Source organism: Amycolatopsis sp. FU40 (genome assembly GCF_021903635.1).
In the GTDB taxonomy this organism is placed as follows: domain Bacteria; phylum Actinomycetota; class Actinomycetes; order Mycobacteriales; family Pseudonocardiaceae; genus Amycolatopsis; species Amycolatopsis dendrobii.
The window spans coordinates 9,621,490-9,637,986 of sequence record NZ_CP091381.1 but is presented as its reverse complement, the minus strand read 5'-3'; the positions used below and the strand labels follow the sequence as shown (position 1 = coordinate 9,637,986).

Genomic DNA, 16,497 nt, shown 5'->3' with positions numbered 1-16,497 from the left:
ACTCACGAAACCCGTCACAACGCCTTGGCCGCGCGATCCGCCACCAGGTTCAGGAACCGGCTCGGGTCCTTCAGCTCGCCGCCCTCGGCGAGCAAAGCCATGCCGTGCAGCAGCTCCGCCGTCTCGGCCAGCGAAGCGTCCTCCGGATGCTCGGCGAACGCCTTGCGCAGACCGGTGACCAGCGCGTGCTCCGGGTTCAGCTCCAGCACCCGCTTCACCGGCGGCAGCTCCTGGCCCATCGCGCGGTACATCTTCTCCAGCGTCGGCGTCAGATCGCCCGCGTCGCCGACGATGCAGGACGGCGACGTCGTCAGCCGGGACGACAGCCGGACCTCCTTGACGGTGTCGGACAGCGTCGCCGACATCCACTTCAGCAGGTCCTCGTACTCGGCCTTCTTCTCGTCAGTCGTCTCGTCGCCGAGGTCGACCTCGCCCTTCGCGACCGACTGGAACGTCTTGCCGTCGAAGCCGGTCGCCGACTCGGTCCACATCTCGTCGACCGGGTCGGTGAGGATCAGCACCTCGTACCCCTTGGCGCGGAACGCTTCCAGGTGCGGAGAGTTCTCGATGACGGTGCGCGAATCGCCGGTCAGGTAGTAGATGTGCTCCTGGCCCTCCTTCATCCGCGACACGTAGTCGCGCAGCGAGGTGGGCTTGTCCGCGTGGTGCGTCGAGTCGAACGACGAGATCTCCAGGATCTGCTCCCGGTTCTCCGGGTCGTCGATCAGGCCTTCCTTGACCGCGCGGCCGAACTCCTGCCAGAACGTCGCGTACTTCTCGGCGTCCTCGGTCATCATCGTCTTGACCGTGGAGAGGATCTTCTTCTCCAGCCGCCGCCGGATCGCGCGGATCTGCCGGTCCTGCTGCAGGATCTCGCGCGACACGTTCAGCGACAGATCCGCCGCGTCGACGACCCCCTTCACGAAGCGCAGGTAGTTCGGCATCAGCGCTTCGCAGTCGTCCATGATGAACACGCGCTTGACGTACAGCTGCACGCCGCGCTTCGCGTCCCGCATGAACAGATCCACCGGTGCGCGCGAGGGCAGGAACAGCAGCGCCTGGTACTCGAAGGTGCCCTCGGCCTGCATCCGGACCGTCTCGAGCGGGTCGGTCCAGTCGTGGCTGATGTGCTTGTAGAACTCGTGGTACTCCTCGTCGGAGACCTCGTCCTTCGACCGCGCCCAGAGCGCCTTCATCGAGTTGACGGTCTCGAGACCGCTCTCTTCGCCTTCCTTGACCTCCTTGGCCATCTGGACCGGCCAGGTGATGAAGTCGGAGTAGCGCTTGACGATCTCGCGGACCTTCCACGGCGACGTGTAGTCGTAGAGGTGGTCCTCGTCGTCGGCGGGCTTGAGGTGCAGCGTCACCGAGGTGCCCTGCGGCGCGTCGGAGAGGGACTCGATCGTGTAGGTGCCCTCGCCGGCGGATTCCCAGCGGACGCCCTCGTCGGCGCCCGCGCGCCGGGTCACCAGGGTGACCTTGTCGGCGACCATGAAGCTCGAGTAGAAGCCGACGCCGAACTGCCCGATCAGGTCCTGGCCGGCGGATTCCTTCGACTCCTTCAGCTTGCGCAGGAAGTCGGCGGTGCCGGATTTCGCGATGGTGCCGATCAGGTTGACGACGTCGTCCCGGCTCATCCCGATCCCGTTGTCGCGCACGGTGAGGGTGCGCGCCTCGGAGTCGAGGAGGATTTCGATGTGCAGGTTGTCGGTCTCGGCCCGCAGATCCTTGTCGCGGTACGTCTCCAGCCGCAGCTTGTCCAGCGCGTCGGAGGCGTTGGAGACCAGCTCGCGCAGGAAGATGTCCTTGTTCGAGTAGATCGAGTGGATCATCAGCTGCAGCAGCTGGCGCGCCTCGGACTGGAACTCCAGCGTTTCGACCGTCCCGGTTTCCTCAGCCATGGCTTTCGTGTTTCCTTTCCGCCCCTGAAAGACCGGCGTGAAGTCTACCGAGGAGGGACGACAGAACGTGCGGAGACCGCGAAGTCCGATTGCCGCCAGCCGCACCCGCCCGGGACGGCCAGGATGGGCCCGTGACTGATCCCGCAGCCGTGCTCGACGGCATGTACCGAGCCGAAGCCGAGTATTTCGCCGCAGGCGGCCCCGATTCGGCTTCTTTTGCCCCGCTGGCCCCGTATTTCGCCGAGGATGTCGTACTGCACCAGGCCGCCGGGCTGCCGTTCGGCGGCGACTGGCACGGCCACGCCGGGCTGGAGAAGTTCTTCCTCGAGATGAGCCGGATCTGGGAGTCGTTCGAGATCGGCGAGCAGGAGTTCCTCGCCCTCGGCGCGACGTCGGTGGTGCTCACGCAGGTCCGGGCCCGGACGCGGACGACCGGACGCGATCTGGAGTTCCCGATCCTGCAGACGCTGCGCATCGAGGACGGGCGGATCGCCGAGGTGCGGCCGTTCTACTGGGACACCGCGGCGATCGCCGAAGCCTGCCGCGGCTGAAGACTCGTGAGTGCCTATCGCGGTTCTAACCGTGATAGGCACTCACGACGTCTCTCAGGCTTGCCGCCGCGCGTACGCGTCCAGCCGGGCCACCTCGAACGGCAGCTCCGCCTCCGCCAACGCCCCGCAGTTGTAGCCACCCAGCAAATACCGGGCCAGCGCCTCCGCCGTGGCAGGCTCATCGAGCACTCCCCCGGCGGTCTTCGACGCGTAGTCCTGCAACCGCTTGGCCGCCGCCGGGGCGCCCTCGCGGTAGAAGGCGTACGTCGCCGCGTACCGGGTCGGCAGCTGGTGCGGATGCAGGTCCCAGCCCTGGTAGAAGCCGTTCTCCAGCGACCGCCGCACCAGGCGCAGGTGCTCCGCCCACGCGCCCGGCAGGTCATCGCCCACCGGGAGCCGGTTGGTCGAACCGTCGGACAGCCGCACGCCCGTTCCGGCAGCCGCGACCTGCATCAACTGCTTCGCGAAGTCGGCGGCGGGGTGCGCCATGCTCTGGTACGCCGCGCTGATGCCGAGACCCGCGCTGTAGTCGTAGGTCCCGTAGTGCAGCCCGGAGCACCGGCCGTCCGCCGCCTGGATGATCCGCGCGACCGAAACCGTGCCATCGGTCGAGAGGATCGACTGCGCGGTCTCGATCTGCACCTCGAACCGCAGCGCGCGGTCCGCCAGTCCGTACGCGGTTTCCAGCCGCCCCAACACTTCCGCGGCGACCTCGACCTGTTCGACCGCGGTGACCTTCGGCAGCGTCACCACGAATCCGTCCGGCAGCGATCCTTCGGACAGCAAGCCGGACAGGAACAGGTCGAGCGTCCGGATGCCCCGCCGCCGCGTCGCGGCTTCGAAGCTCTTGAACCGGATTCCGACAAACGGAGTGCCGCCGGTGGTCGCGAGGGTGCGCCCCGCGGCTTCCGCGGCCGCGTCCTCCGCTTCGTCGCCGGGATGGCCGTAGCCGTCCTCGAAGTCGATGCGGAGATCCTCGATCGGCTCGGTGAGGAGCTTCTCGCGGACGCGCTCGGCCACCGCCGGGTCGAGGTTCAGCAGATCGCCGTGCTCGACGAAAACCCGCATCGCCTGTTTGCCCCAGTCGGCGACCAGGCGCGTGCGGTACTGCGACGCCGGCACATACACCGTGTGCACCGGACGACGGCCCGGAGACTCGCCGGGATACCGCGCCGCCACGCGCGCGTCGGCCTCGGCCAACCGCGTGTCGGCGGCGGTGTAGACGTCCTCGGCGAGCCGTCCGCCGCCCATTACTGGATGTGCTCGTACGCCGGCAGGGTCAGGAAGTCCGGGAACTCGTCGGCCAGCGCGACCTGCTCGAACAGCTCGACCGCGGGCTTCAGCAGATCGTCGGAAACCTCAGCCGCCAGCTCGCCGCGGACATCGGCCACGACCCCGCGCACCAGTTCCGCGGTGACCTTCTCGCCGTTGTCCAGCTGCGTGCCGTTCTTGACCCACTGCCACACCTGCGACCGCGAAATCTCGGCCGTGGCGGCGTCTTCCATCAGGTTGTGGATCGCCGCCGCGCCGTTGCCGCCCAGCCACGAGGCCAGGTAGCGGATGCCGACGTCGACCGCCGCGCGCAGACCGGCCGCGGTCGCGCTGCCCGGCGTCGAGGCGACGTCCAGCAGCTGGTCGGCGGTCACCTGCACGTCGTCGCGGGTGCGCTCGAGCTGGTTCGGGTTGTCGCCGAGGACCTTGTCGAACTCTTCCTTGCAGAGTGCGACCATGCCCGGGTGCGCGACCCACGAACCGTCGAAGCCGTCCCCGGCCTCCCGCGATTTGTCGGCGTGCACCTTGTCGAAGGCGCCCTTGTTGACTTCCGGGTCCTTGCTCGGGATGAACGCGGCCATGCCGCCGATCGCGAACGCGCCGCGCTTGTGGCAGGTGCGCACCAGCAGTTCGGTGTAGGCGCGCATGAACGGCGCGGTCATGGTGACCGAGTTGCGGTCCGGCAGCACGAACTTCTCACCCGCGTCGCGGAAGTACTTGATGACGCTGAACAGGTAGTCCCAGCGGCCCGCGTTGAGGCCGGAGGCGTGCTCGCGCAGTTCGTAGAGGATCTCTTCCATCTCGAACGCGGCCGGGATGGTCTCGATCAGCACGGTGGCGCGGACGGTGCCGTGCGGGATGCCGAGCGCCTTCTCCGCGTGCGTGAACACGTCGTTCCACAGCCGCGCTTCGAGGTGGCTTTCCATCTTCGGCAGGTAGAAGTACGGGCCCTTGCCGCGGTTGAGCAGCTCCTGGGCGTTGTGGAAGAAGTACAGGCCGAAGTCGACCAGCGCGCCGACGCCCTTGCGCCCGCCGAAGGTCAGGTTGCGCTCGTCGAGGTGCCAGCCGCGCGGGCGGACCACGATGGTGGCGTGCTCGACGTCCGGCTTCAGCTCGTAGTGCTTGCCGTTCTGGTCGAGCGTGATGGTGCCGCGGATCGCGTCGGACAGGTTGACCTGGCCGCCCACGACGTTCGCCCAGTGCGGCGTGTTGGCGTCCTCGAAGTCCGCGAGCCACACCTTGGCACCGGAGTTGAGGGCGTTGATGGTCATCTTGCGATCGGTGGGACCGGTGATCTCCACGCGCCGGTCGCGCAGCGCTTCCGGAGCGCCGGCGACCTGCCAGTCGCTGTCGCGGATCTCCTTGGTCTCAGCCAGGAAATCGAGGCGGCCGGTGGTACGGGCCTCCTCGCGCCGCTTGCCCCGCGCGACGAGGAGTTCGTCGCGCCGCGCGGCGTACTCGTCGTGCAAGCCCGCTACGAAAGCGAGGGCTTCCGGCGTCAGAATCTCGTCCCCACGCTCGACGGACCCGCCGAGAACCTGGACCTCAGACATGCGCAACACCCCGAGTAGTGCTTTGGATAACGTCCCTACGGTTTTTACCTGACGGACTATAGTTTCTGCATAGCGGAACATCAATCGGGTCTGTGAGGAGGACCACTGGTGGCGGCTGAGAAGAGCGGACGAGACGGCGGCGTCCAGTCCCTGCAGCGCGCGTTCGAGCTGCTGGAGCACCTGGCGGACACCGGCGGCGAGGCCAGCCTGTCGGAGCTGGCGACCCTGTCCGGGCTGCCGATGCCGACGATCCACCGGCTGATCCGCACGCTGGTGTCGCTGGGCTACGTCCGGCAGAACACCAACCGGCACTACGCGCTGGGCGCCCGGCTGATCCGGCTCGGCGAGAACGCCAGCATGCAGTTCGGCGCGTGGGCGCGGCCGCTGCTGGTGGAGCTGGTCGAGGAGGTCGGCGAGACGGCGAACCTGGCGGTGCTGGAACGCGACGAGGTGGTGTATGTCGCACAGGTGCCCTCGAAGCACTCGATGCGCATGTTCACCGAGGTCGGACGGCGCCTGCTGCCGCACGGCACCGGCGTGGGCAAGGCGATGCTGGCGGAACTGCCCGCGGGCGAGGTCGCGTCGCTGCTGGAGCGCACCGGAATGCCCGCGTACACCGAGCACACCTTCACCGACCCGGACGCGCTGGCGGTGGAGCTGAAGAAGATCGCCGGACAGGGCTACGCGCTGGACGAGGCGGAGCAGGAACTCGGGGTGCGCTGCATCGCCGTCGCGATCCCCGGCGCACCGGTCCCCGCGGCGGTCTCGGTGTCCGGCCCGTCCGGCCGCCTGACAGCGGACGCGGTGAGCCACATCGCGCCGGTGGTGCAGAAGGTGGCGGACCGGCTTTCGCAGCAGCTGCCGGTTACCTGAGTTCGCCCTTGAGTTCGCCTTCGAGGAGGTCCATCAGCAGTCCGTCGTGCCAGGTGCCGTCGAGCCCCTGCTCGTAATCGCGGAGGATCCCGACGCGCCGGAAACCGAGCTTCTCGTACACATGGATCGCGCGGACGTTGGCCGCCGCCGGGTCGATGGTGATCCGGTGGTGTCCCCGGTCGAACAGGCGCTGGGCGAGGATCCGGATCGCCTCCGCGCCGAGCCCGAGCCCGTAGTGGCCGGGGTGCACGGCCAGGTCGATTCCGGCGTGGCGGTAACGCGGGCTGGCTTCTTCCCAGCTTTGGATGATGCCGACAGTCTCGCCGTTGTGCTCGATGGCGTAGGCCTGCGCCTCGGCTTTGGCGAGGAGGCTGTCGGTTTCTTCGTCGGGATCGCCCCACCACTGCGAGACTTCCGGGGCGGAAAGGATCTCGTGGACGCGTGCCCGGTCGGCTTCGGCGAGCGGGCGAAGGGTGACGCGGCTCACTTCGTCGACTCCACCGTTCTCTTCGAGGCTTCCGTCAGCCCAGCAAAGCGTCCACGAACGCACCCGGCTCGAACGGCGCCAGATCGTCCGGCCCCTCGCCGAGACCCACGAGCTTCACCGGCACTCCCAGTTCCTTCTGGACCTGGAACACGATCCCGCCCTTGGCCGTGCCGTCCAGTTTGGTCAGGACGATCCCCGTCACGTCGATGACCTCGGCGAACACCCGTGCCTGCGCGAGTCCGTTCTGTCCGGTGGTGGCGTCCAGCACGAGCAGCACCTCGTCCACTCGCGCCTGCTTCTCGACGACTCGCTTCACCTTGCCGAGTTCGTCCATCAGGCCGGTCTTCGTGTGGAGGCGGCCCGCGGTGTCGACCAGGACCGTGTCCACGCCCTCGCTGATGCCCTGCTTGACCGCGTCGAACGCGACCGCTGCCGGGTCCGCGCCTTCCTTGCCTCGCACGACCGACGCGCCCACGCGATCGCCCCAGGTCTGGAGCTGGTCGGCGGCTGCGGCGCGGAACGTGTCGGCGGCACCGAGGACGACCGTGCCGCCCTGGGCGACCAGTACTCGGGCGAGCTTGCCGGTCGTCGTGGTCTTGCCGGTGCCGTTCACGCCCGCGACCAGCACGACCGCGGGCTGCTTCTTGCCGTCCACCTCGTGCGGCAGGGCCCGGACCGAGCGCTCGGCGTCCGTGGACAGGGACGCGGTCAGCACCTCGTGCAGCAGTTCGCGTGCTTCCGCCGAGGTGCGCACTGCGCGGCGGTTCAGTTCGTCGCGCAGGCGGTCCACGATCTGGGTCGTCGTGGCGGCGCCGAGGTCCGCCATGAGCAGCGTGTCTTCGACGTCCTGCCAGGAATCCTCGTCCAGGTCGCCGCCGCCGAGCAGGCCCAGCAGGCTCTGCCCGAACACCGAGCGGGACTTCGACAGGCGGCCGCGCAGGCGCTCCAGGCGGCCGACCGGGGACTCGATCTCCTCGATCGGCTCGACCGTTCCCGGGACGACCGCCTCGGGGGCCTCTTCTTCGACCGGCTCGGGGAGCTTGACGTCGCGCACCGTGCGCTGGTCGGAGTCGCGCGGTACCGCGGCGTCGTCGCCGACCGCGGGCTGCCCGTCGACCTCCGGGCGGTCCTCGACGGGATGCTCGACCACCGGCTCCGGCGAAGGAGCAGGTTCGGGCTCAGGCGCGGGCTCGGGTTTCTCCTCGACGGCCGTTCCGCCGGACGCGAAAGAGATCCCGCCGCTCGCGGCGTACCCGCCGCCCTTCGGCTTCTCCTCGACCTCGCGCTGTTCGGCGATGCTGATCCGCCGCTTGCGCGCGATGAGCAGCCCGGACACCAGCACGGCGACCAGGACGACGACGGCGACGACAACGATCCAGAACCAGGTGCTCGACACGCCACCATCCTGTCATCCGCGTGCACAAGCCACGGGACACCCCACCGCGAGGCCAACGAGTAACGCGAACGGTTCCGATTCGGCCAAGACTCCACAAAGCGTCTTGCGCCACCCCTCCGGTGTTGACTAGACCACATCGGATGACCACCCCCGCCGGCCACTGTTTCCGCGTCCTCGGGCTGCTGTCGGGCACCTCCGTGGACGGGATCGACGTCGCGGTCGCCGAAATCCGCGCTGACACCGGGACCGTCGTCCTCACCCCGCTCGGCGAGCTCGACGTGCCTTATCCCGCCGACCTCCGCACGGATCTGCTCGACGCCCTCCCGCCGCGGCCGAGCAGCGCGCGGCAGCTGACCGTCCTCGACACCCGGGTCGGCCAGGCGTTCGCGGACGCGGCCGCGCTCGGCATCGCCGCGTACGGGCCGGTGGACGTGATCGCCTCGCTCGGCCAGACCGTCTATCACTGGGTCGAAAACGGCGTCGCGCTCGGCACGCTCCAGCTCGGCCAGCCGGCGTGGATCGCCGAGCGCACCGGAGTGCCGGTGATCGCCGACCTCCGCATCCGGGACATCACCGCGGGCGGCCAGGGCGCGCCGCTGGCCAGCACGCTCGACGCGATGTGGCTGCGCGGCCTCGCCGAGGAGACCGGACGTCCGGTGGCCGCGCTCAACCTCGGCGGCATCGCCAACATCACCGTGGTCACGCAGTCGGACAAGGTGCTCGCCTACGACACCGGCCCGGCCAACGCGCTGCTCGATCTCGCCGCCGCCCACGTCAGCGACGGCAAACTGTCCGCCGACATCGACGGACGCCTCGCGCTCGCCGGGTCGGTCCGGAAAGACCTGCTCGACCGGCTGCTCGCCGACCCCTATTTCTCCGCCGCTCCCCCGAAATCCACTGGCAAAGAGCACTTCCACGGCGGATACCTGAACGCAGCCCTGTCCGGGCTGCCGCCGTTGTCCCCGGAGGATTTGCTGGCCACGCTCACCGAACTGACCGCCGCGACGGTCGCCGCGGAATGCCGGCGGCACGGCGTGGCGACCGTTGTCGCGTCCGGCGGCGGCGTCGCGAACCCGGCGACCATGGCCGCGCTCGCCCGGCAACTGCCCGGCGGCGCGCTCCGCACCAGCGACGACCTCGGTCTCCCCGGCTCCGGAAAAGAGGCCTATCTGACCGCGCTGCTCGGCTGGCTGAGCTGGTGCGGCGTCCCGGCGACGCTGCCGTCGGCCACCGGAGCGAGCGGTCCCCGCCTGCTCGGCGCGCTGACGCCGGGTGCGGCGCCCCTGAATCTCCCCGCCCCGCTGGGGGGCGCCGCGACCCGGCTCCGGGTCGCGGAATCCGGGCAACCACGGTAGGAGAACCCCATGAATCCAGTCGATCTGGTGATCGTCATCGTGTACCTCGCGGCGATGCCGGTCATCGGCGTGCTGGTCGGACGCAGACAGAAGTCCGCGAACGACTACTTCGTCGGCGAGCGCAGCATGCCGTGGTGGGCGGTCACGCTCTCGGTGGTGGCCACCGAGACGTCCACGCTCACCGTGATCTCCACGCCCGGGCTCGTGTTCGGCAGCGCCTTCCTGTTCCTGGAAGTGGCTTTCGGCTACATCATCGGCCGCGTGATCGCCGCGTTCGTGCTGCTGCCGCGGTATTTCCGCGGCAATTACGTGAGCGCGTACGAATTCCTCGGCCGCCGCTTCGGCCGCGGGCTGCAGGGCACCGCGTCGGTCACCTTCGTGGTGACGCGGCTGCTCGCCGAGGGGCTGCGGCTGTTCGCCGGGGCGATCCCGATCAAGGCGATCCTCGGCCACTACGGCATCCACACCGAGTACTGGCACATCGTCGTGCTGCTGACCGCGCTCACCGTGGTCTACGCGTTCGTCGGCGGCATCAAGTCGGTGATCTGGGTCGACGTCATCCAGTGGTCGCTCTACATCCTCGGCGCGATCGGCGCGGTGATCTTCCTGTCCACGAAGCTGCCGTCCGGCTGGACGCAGATCGCTTCGAGCCAGGGCCGGTTCCAGCTCACCGACTTCGCGTCGAACCTCCTCACCAACCCGTACGCGTTCCTCTGCGCGGTGGTCGGCGGCGCGTTCCTGTCGATGGCTTCGCACGGCGCGGACCAGCTGATCGTCGGACGGCTGCTGTCGTGCCGGAACCTGCGCGACGGCCAGCGCGCGCTGATCGGCTCGTCCATCGTGGTGTTCGTCCAGTTCGCGCTGTTCCTGCTCGTCGGCGCGATGCTGTGGGTCTACACCGGCGGCAAGAACGGCCCGACGGCCACCGCGGTCGCGGCCGGGAAGATGTCCGGCGACGACGTGTTCTCCAACTTCATCGTCAACGACCTTCCGGTCGGCCTCGCCGGGCTCTTGATCGCCGGCATCCTCGCGTCGACCATGGGCGCGCTCGCGTCCGCGCTCAACGCGCTGTCCACCTCCACCATCGCCGACCTCTACCAGCGGTTCACGCACAAGTCGATCGAGGACGCCAAGCTGCTCCGGCACGGTCGCATGTGGACACTCATCTGGGCGGCCGTGTTCGCGGTGTTCGCCTCGATGTTCACCAACTCGAAGGACCCGGTGATCCAGCAGGGCCTCGGGATCGTCGGCTACACCTACGGCGCGCTGCTCGGGTCGTTCTTCCTCGGCCTGATGGTGCGCAAGGCCCGCCAGTCCGACGCGGTGATCGCGTTCGCCTGCTCGGTGATCGGGATGGCGTTCCTGATCCTGTTCGTGAAATTCGACAAGGCGACCACCGAGGTGCACATCCACTTCGGCGCGGCGACGAAGACGCTCGTGCCGCTGGCGACGTATTGGTACACCTTCGCGGGGGTGCTGATCACGCTGATCGTGGGCGGGCTGCTGTCACTGCGGCGGCGCGGCGCCGACCCGAATGCGGTGAAGGCGGAGGAACCGGCGGAAAGCGCGGCGTAGAAAAGCTCGTGAGTGTTTGTGCCGGTTCTAACCGGCACAAACACTCACGAGGCTGCTACGGCTGCGTGTAGAAGACCATGCCGTCCTTGTCGCAGCCGATCCGCCCGCTGCCCTGCGCGCCGGTGTCGGCCATGCACTGCCAGCCGCTCACGGTCAGCACGTGCGCGGTGCCCTCGGCCTTTTTCGGCGCGTCCTGGAAGTACTCGGTGATCACGTCGATCGCCTCGGTGCAGCCAGGACGGCCCGCCTTGGTTTCGGTGGCGATCAGGCCGACCTTGCCGTTGGGCGCGTCGATCGGGCCGCAGTCGACCGGCGGGCCGACCGTTTCGCCGGTGTCCGGGCTGGCTTCCTGGGACTTGCTCGGGCGGTGCGTCTTGCTCGCGGGCGCGGACTTGGTGCTGGCCGCAGGGCTTTCCGGCGCCGAAGCGGCGGTCGGCGCGGCCGAAACCGACGACGGGGCCGCCTGGTCGCTGCTCCCGCCGCAAGCCGCGGCCAGCCCGCCGAACGCGAGAATCGACGCCGTGACAACGGCTTTGGACACCAACGTGCGCATGAAGAATTCCCTCCCCGGTTTCCGGCCGCCGATCGGCCAAGATCACCCTAAGCGGGCCGCGCCGGGTCGGCAGTGTGACCGCTGCGCGTCACAGCGAACGGCCCGGCTTCCCCTTGTTCCAGGGGAAACCGGGCCGCCGTCAGGAATACGTCAGTGGATGACGACCTGCCGCACGTGCACGAAGTTCAGGTCGCCGCCCTGCCACCGGCCGAGGTCGGTCCGGCCGCCGTCCCAGTACAGGGTGACCGAGTTGTTGCCGGAGTCGACCCGGGTGACGCCGCCCAGATCCACGTACGTCGCTCCGCCGTTGGCGAAGCAGGCGACATCGCTGCCGTCCCACGGGCTTCCGCCCGCGAGGCGCACCTGGACGAAGTCGGTGCGGCCGTTGCAGGCGACCCGGTCGATGGCGAACGCCTGACCGGCCGGAACGGTGCCGGCCAGCGCGAGCGCCGCGGCGCCGCCGATCGCGAGTCTTTTGACGAGTGAAGGCATGATCGCTGTGGAACCTTTCTCCCAGTGCTGCCTCGAAGGTGAGCCCGGCGGAAACCGCCCTGCCGGACGAGTTCGACGGTGCCAGTCGCGGACACCGAGCCGACACCCGCGATGCCCGCTTCTACCCGTTCGTACCCGGGGTCCGGGACCAACGCTCAGACGGCCTTGCCATGGAACGAAAGCCCCTTGCTGCCGCAGAAAATCTGCTTGCTGCCGCCGTTTCCGCCGTCGTATCCGCAGTTCCAGCCGTCGACGTCGAGGAAGCGCCCGGTGCCCTGCGCCTTGGTCGGAGCCTGGGCCAGGTAGTCGGACATCACGGTGATCGCCTCGGTGCAGCCGACCGTGCCCGCCGGCATCGCCTCGGTGACCACGTCGACCTTGCCGCCGGGGCCGTCGATCGGGCCGCAGTCGGCGCCGTCGCCGAGTTCTCCCTTGCCCGGCAGGCGGTCGCCGGGCTGTTCCTCGGCCGGGGCCGGGCGCGGCTTGGGCTTGCTCGGGTGCGTCGGGGCCTGGGCGGACGGCGTGGGCGTGGCGGAAGAACTCGGTGCGGCCACGGAAGAAGCGGTCGGCGCGGCCGAGAGCGCACTCGGCGCGGCCGCGGCTTGCCCGGTCTGCGAGCCTCCGCCGCACGCGGCGACCGCGAGGGCGGCGCCGAGCAGCGAACCGGAAATCAGGGTGCGGGCCACGATGGTGCGCATTGTCGAATCCCCTCCAGGATGCGTTTCTTTCGAACACCCCTGAAGACGTGCGGATTCCGCGGCAGTTGGCTCGTCGGACGGCTGTCCGGGCAGAGCTGCCCGTTCGGGCAGGATCGCCCCGATCGGCGCAACCCGCCTAGGACGCCGGGACGGGTTCCTCTTCCGCGGTGCGCAGCCGCTGCGAGATCACCTTGGTGATGCCGTCGCCCTGCATGCTCACGCCGTACAGCGCGTCGGCGATCTCCATCGTCGGCTTCTGGTGCGTGATGATGATCAGCTGCGACGAATCGCGCAGCTGCTCCAGCAGGCCGATCAGCCGACGCATGTTGGTGTCGTCCAGCGCCGCCTCGACCTCGTCCATCACGTAGAACGGCGACGGGCGGGCACGGAAGATCGCCACCAGCATGCCGACCGCCACCAGCGACTTCTCGCCACCGGACAGCAGCGACAGCCGCTTGACCTTCTTGCCCGGCGGGCGCGCCTCGACGTCGACGCCGGTGGCGAGCAGGTCGTTCGGCTCGGTGAGCACCATCCGGCCCTCGCCGCCGGGGAACAGCACGCCGAAGACGGTCTCGAACTCGCGCGCCACGTCCGCGTAGGCCGAGGTGAAGACCTCCAGGATCTTCTCGTCGACCTGCTTGATGACGGCCTCGAGGTCCTTGCGGGTGTCCTTGAGGTCTTCCAGCTGGGTGGAGAGGAACTTGTAGCGTTCCTCCAGCGCCGCGAATTCCTCCAGCGCCAGCGGGTTCACCTTGCCGAGCAGGGTCAGGTCCTTCTCCGCGCGCTTGGCGCGGCGGGCCTGGGTGTCGCGGTCGTACGGCATGGGCGGCGGCGGGGTGACGTCCTCGCCGCGTTCCTTGGCCGCCTCGTACTCGGCCATCTCGCCCGCGCTCGGCGGCACCGGCACGTTCGGGCCGTACTCCTCGACCAGGTCCGCCAGCCCGATGCCGAAGTCCTCGGCGATCTTGGCTTCCAGCGTTTCCAGCCGCAGCTTCTGCTCGGCGCGCAGCACCTCGTCGCGGTGCACGGCGTCGGTCAGCTTCTCCAATTCGCCGGAGAGCTCGCGCACCTTCGCACGCACTGCGGTCAGCGCGGTTTCGCGGGTTTGGCGCTGCGCCTGGGCTTCGTCACGCTCGGCGGCCGCGCGCTGCACCGAGATTTCGATGCGCTCCAACGCGAATTCACCGGCGTTGACGACCGCGTTCGCGATTTCCGCGCCGCGCTCCCGGGCTTCCCGGGCCTTGGCCGCGCGCTCACGGGCCTGCTGCTCGGCATAAGCCGCGCGGCGCAACGATTCCGCTCGCCCCGCGATGCTGCGCGCGCGTTCCTCGGCGGTGCGCTGGGCGAGACGCGCTTCGACTTCTTCCTGCCGCACCACGGCGAGCTGCTCGGCGGCTTCGTCGCGCTCGGCGGTGTCCGGGTCGTCCTCGACCGGCTGTTCGGCGACCGCGGCGAGCCGTTCTTCCAGCTCCGCCAGCTGTTCCAGCGCCTGTTCGCGGCTCTGCTCGACCTTCGCGCGCTGCTGGGTCAGCCGTTCGACCTCGGCCTGCGCGGACCGCGCCGCCTGCTGCAACCGGTTGAGCCGCTCGGACGAACGGGCCTTGCGCACCTTGGCCTCGCCGAGCGCGTCCTTCGCCTGGCCGACCTCTTCGCGCCGGGACTGCTGCTCGGCACGCGCGCCTTCCAGCTCGGCGGAGTACTGCTCCAGCGCGCGTTCGGCCGTGCGCAAGCGTTCCTGCGCCTCGTCGACCGCCGCCTGGACCTCGATCACGCTCTCGCGGGCGGCCGAACCGCCGGCGATCCAGTTGGCCCCGAAGACATCGCCCTCGGCGGTGACCGCGCGCACCTGCGGGTGCTGGGCCACGAGCTGACGCGCGGCGTCCAGATCCGGCACCAGCGCGAGCCGGTCCAGCGCCTTCTCGACCGCGGGCCGCAGTTGCTCCGGCGCGCTGACGACCTCGCGAGCCCAGCGGGCGCCCTCGGGCAGCGCCGGCCACGAACTGGTGTCCACAGTGGACCCGGTGCCGACCGGAACGATCCCCGCACGGCCGGAATCGGTGTCCTTCAAGTACTTCAGCGCGGACAGCGCGTTCTCGCCGCCGGACACCGCGACCGCGTCGGCCACCGGCCCGAGCGCGGCGGCCAGCGCGACCTCGTGCCCCGGCTGCACGGTGAGCAACGCGGCGACCGAACCGAGCAAGCCCGGCAGTTCGGCGGACGCGCCGAGCAGCGCGCCCGCGCCGTCCTTGCGCTTGAGGCCCATCGACAACGCCTCGACGCGAGCCTTCTCCGACGCGATCTCGCGCTCGGAACCGCGCTCGGCCTTCACCAGCTCTTCGACGCGAGCCTTGGCGGCGTTGTTCGCCTCGACCGCGCGATCGTGGCGCTGCTGCAGCTCGGCGTCGTCGGATTCTTCCGTGCCGCCGACGGCTTTGGCTTCTTCCAGCTCCTCGACCGCGATCTCGGCGCGCTCGGCCGCTTCCTGCAGCCCGACGGTGAGCCGGTCGACCTCTTCCGCGGTCGCGCCGTTCTTGCTGCGCAACGCTTCGACCTGGCCGGTCAGCTTCGCCATGCCCTCGCGTCGATCGGCGATCGCGCGGACCGCGGCCCAGTGCGCGCGCTCCGCGGCTTGCACTCGCTGTTCGAGATCTTCGCGCCGCAGCACGGTTTCCGCGAGAAGTTCGCGGGCCTCCATGACAGCCTCGGTCAGCTCCTGCTCGCGCTCCGCGGCCTGTTCGGCCTCGGCAAGCAACTCTTCCGGATCGCGACCGCCGGTCGGCGCGGAGACGTCGGAAGAAAGGTGCCGCTGACGTTCCACAGCCAGCCGCACGGTGCCGCGCAGCCGTTCGGTGAGCGCGGACAGCTTGTACCAGGTCTCCTGCGCGATCTGCAGCCGCGGCGCGTCCTCGGCGAGCGAGGCCTCCAGCTCGGTCTCTTCGGCGGACACGATTTCCAGTGCCTGCTCGACCTCGGCGCGGCGCTGGCGGGCGGTGCGCTCGTCGGCCTCGTCGCGCTGGATGGACTCGCGCTGGGTGACCAGGTCGTCGGCCAGCAGCCGGAGCCGGGCGTCGCGCAGGTCGGACTGGACCGACTGGGCCTTGCGGGCGATCTCGGCCTGTTTGCCCAGCGGTTTGAGCTGGCGGCGCAGTTCGGTGGTGAGGTCGGTGAGCCGGTCGAGGTTGCCCTGCATGTTGTTGAGCTTGCGCAGAGTCTGCTCTTTGCGCTTGCGGTGCTTGAGGACGCCGGCGGCCTCCTCGATGAACGCGCGCCGCTCCTCGGGCTTCGACTCCAGGATCGCCGACAGCTGCCCCTGCCCGACGATGACGTGCATCTCGCGGCCGATGCCGGAGTCCGACAGCAGTTCCTGCACGTCCATCAGCCGGCAGCGGTCGCCGTTGATCTCGTACTCGCTCGCGCCGTCGCGGAACATCCGGCGGGTGATGGAGACCTCGGCGTACTCGATCGGCAGCGCGCCGTCGGCGTTGTCGATGGTGAGCGTGACCTCGGCGCGGCCGAGCGGGGCGCGGCCCGCCGTGCCGGCGAAGATGACGTCCTCCATCTTGCCGCCGCGCAGGTCCTTCGCGCCCTGGGTGCCCATGACCCAGCGCAGCGCGTCGAGGACGTTCGACTTTCCGGAGCCGTTCGGGCCGACCACGCAGGTGATGCCGGGTTCGAAGCGCAGCGTGGTCGCCGAGGCGAAGGACTTGAAGCCCTTGAGCGTCAGGCTTTTCAGGTGCACGTGCTGCCGACCCCTCTTGGCCACGGGTACTGGATGGCTACCGGTTCCCCCG

General features: G+C 69.5%; 13 protein-coding genes. 4 read left to right on the top strand and 9 right to left on the bottom strand.

Features of this window, described 5'->3' with window-relative positions; all coding sequences use genetic code 11:
* Positions 1–14: 14 nt before the first annotated feature.
* The gene (htpG, locus tag L3Q65_RS45620; protein ID WP_237598416.1) at positions 15–1,901 is read right to left on the bottom strand and encodes a molecular chaperone HtpG; all 1,887 of its coding nucleotides are present in this window, start codon (positions 1,899–1,901) and stop codon (positions 15–17) included.
* Positions 1,902–2,032: 131 nt separating this feature from the next.
* Here htpG and L3Q65_RS45615 point away from each other — a divergent pair, with 131 nt between their 5' ends.
* Entirely contained in the window at positions 2,033–2,452 is a 420-nt protein-coding gene (locus L3Q65_RS45615; protein ID WP_237598415.1) for a nuclear transport factor 2 family protein, read from the top strand.
* 54 nt (positions 2,453–2,506) lie between these two features.
* Here L3Q65_RS45615 and L3Q65_RS45610 read toward each other — a convergent pair whose 3' ends face one another.
* Positions 2,507–3,703, bottom strand: a complete 1,197-nt coding sequence (locus tag L3Q65_RS45610; protein ID WP_182895615.1) for an aldolase/citrate lyase family protein — start codon at positions 3,701–3,703, stop codon at positions 2,507–2,509.
* A complete protein-coding gene (gene aceB / locus L3Q65_RS45605; RefSeq protein WP_237598414.1) occupies positions 3,703–5,277 on the bottom strand; it encodes a malate synthase A in 1,575 nt (524 codons plus the stop codon). The genes L3Q65_RS45610 and aceB overlap by 1 nt, the downstream gene beginning before the upstream one ends.
* A 108-nt stretch (positions 5,278–5,385) precedes the next feature.
* Here aceB and L3Q65_RS45600 point away from each other — a divergent pair, with 108 nt between their 5' ends.
* Positions 5,386–6,150 carry an IclR family transcriptional regulator gene (locus tag L3Q65_RS45600; protein WP_182895613.1) on the top strand — a complete coding sequence of 255 codons (765 nt, stop codon included), beginning with the start codon at positions 5,386–5,388 and terminating at the stop codon, positions 6,148–6,150.
* Here L3Q65_RS45600 and L3Q65_RS45595 read toward each other — a convergent pair.
* Positions 6,143–6,637 carry a GNAT family N-acetyltransferase gene (locus L3Q65_RS45595; RefSeq protein ID WP_237598413.1) on the bottom strand — a complete coding sequence of 165 codons (495 nt, stop codon included), beginning with the start codon at positions 6,635–6,637 and terminating at the stop codon, positions 6,143–6,145. The genes L3Q65_RS45600 and L3Q65_RS45595 overlap by 8 nt on opposite strands.
* A gap of 34 nt (positions 6,638–6,671) precedes the next feature.
* Positions 6,672–8,033, bottom strand: coding sequence for a signal recognition particle-docking protein FtsY (gene ftsY, locus L3Q65_RS45590; protein WP_237598412.1), 1,362 nt, complete (start codon positions 8,031–8,033; stop codon positions 6,672–6,674).
* 140 nt (positions 8,034–8,173) lie between these two features.
* Here ftsY and L3Q65_RS45585 point away from each other — a divergent pair, with 140 nt between their 5' ends.
* The gene (locus L3Q65_RS45585) at positions 8,174–9,388 is read left to right on the top strand and encodes an anhydro-N-acetylmuramic acid kinase (protein WP_182895610.1); all 1,215 of its coding nucleotides are present in this window, start codon (positions 8,174–8,176) and stop codon (positions 9,386–9,388) included.
* Positions 9,389–9,397: 9 nt separating this feature from the next.
* Entirely contained in the window at positions 9,398–10,963 is a 1,566-nt protein-coding gene (locus L3Q65_RS45580; RefSeq protein ID WP_182895609.1) for a sodium:solute symporter, read from the top strand.
* Between the two features lie 55 nt (positions 10,964–11,018).
* Here L3Q65_RS45580 and L3Q65_RS45575 read toward each other — a convergent pair whose 3' ends face one another.
* From L3Q65_RS45575 to smc, 4 genes are all read right to left on the bottom strand, one after another.
* A complete protein-coding gene (locus L3Q65_RS45575; RefSeq protein ID WP_182895608.1) occupies positions 11,019–11,516 on the bottom strand; it encodes a hypothetical protein in 498 nt (165 codons plus the stop codon).
* A 150-nt stretch (positions 11,517–11,666) separates the two neighbouring features.
* Positions 11,667–12,008: a beta/gamma crystallin domain-containing protein gene (locus L3Q65_RS45570; protein ID WP_182895607.1), complete on the bottom strand. Its 342-nt coding sequence runs from the start codon at positions 12,006–12,008 to the stop codon at positions 11,667–11,669.
* A 155-nt stretch (positions 12,009–12,163) separates the two neighbouring features.
* Entirely contained in the window at positions 12,164–12,706 is a 543-nt protein-coding gene (locus tag L3Q65_RS45565) for a hypothetical protein (RefSeq protein ID WP_220508429.1), read from the bottom strand.
* Between the two features lie 136 nt (positions 12,707–12,842).
* Positions 12,843–16,445 (bottom strand): chromosome segregation protein SMC, encoded by a 3,603-nt coding sequence (gene smc / locus L3Q65_RS45560; protein WP_182895710.1) that lies wholly within the window; start codon positions 16,443–16,445, stop codon positions 12,843–12,845.
* Positions 16,446–16,497: the final 52 nt, after the last annotated feature.

Excerpts from the sequence above, each read along its gene's own strand:
- htpG (WP_237598416.1), bottom strand. The coding sequence starts at position 1,901 with ATGGCTGAGGAAACCGGGACGGTCGAAACGCTGGAGTTCCAGTCCGAG.
- L3Q65_RS45610 (WP_182895615.1), bottom strand. The coding sequence starts at position 3,703 with ATGGGCGGCGGACGGCTCGCCGAGGACGTCTACACCGCCGCCGACACG.
- aceB (WP_237598414.1), bottom strand. The coding sequence starts at position 5,277 with ATGTCTGAGGTCCAGGTTCTCGGCGGGTCCGTCGAGCGTGGGGACGAG.
- L3Q65_RS45585 (WP_182895610.1), top strand. The coding sequence starts at position 8,174 with ATGACCACCCCCGCCGGCCACTGTTTCCGCGTCCTCGGGCTGCTGTCG.
- L3Q65_RS45580 (WP_182895609.1), top strand. The coding sequence starts at position 9,398 with ATGAATCCAGTCGATCTGGTGATCGTCATCGTGTACCTCGCGGCGATG.
- L3Q65_RS45575 (WP_182895608.1), bottom strand. The coding sequence starts at position 11,516 with ATGCGCACGTTGGTGTCCAAAGCCGTTGTCACGGCGTCGATTCTCGCG.
- L3Q65_RS45570 (WP_182895607.1), bottom strand. The coding sequence starts at position 12,008 with ATGCCTTCACTCGTCAAAAGACTCGCGATCGGCGGCGCCGCGGCGCTC.
- L3Q65_RS45565 (WP_220508429.1), bottom strand. The coding sequence starts at position 12,706 with ATGCGCACCATCGTGGCCCGCACCCTGATTTCCGGTTCGCTGCTCGGC.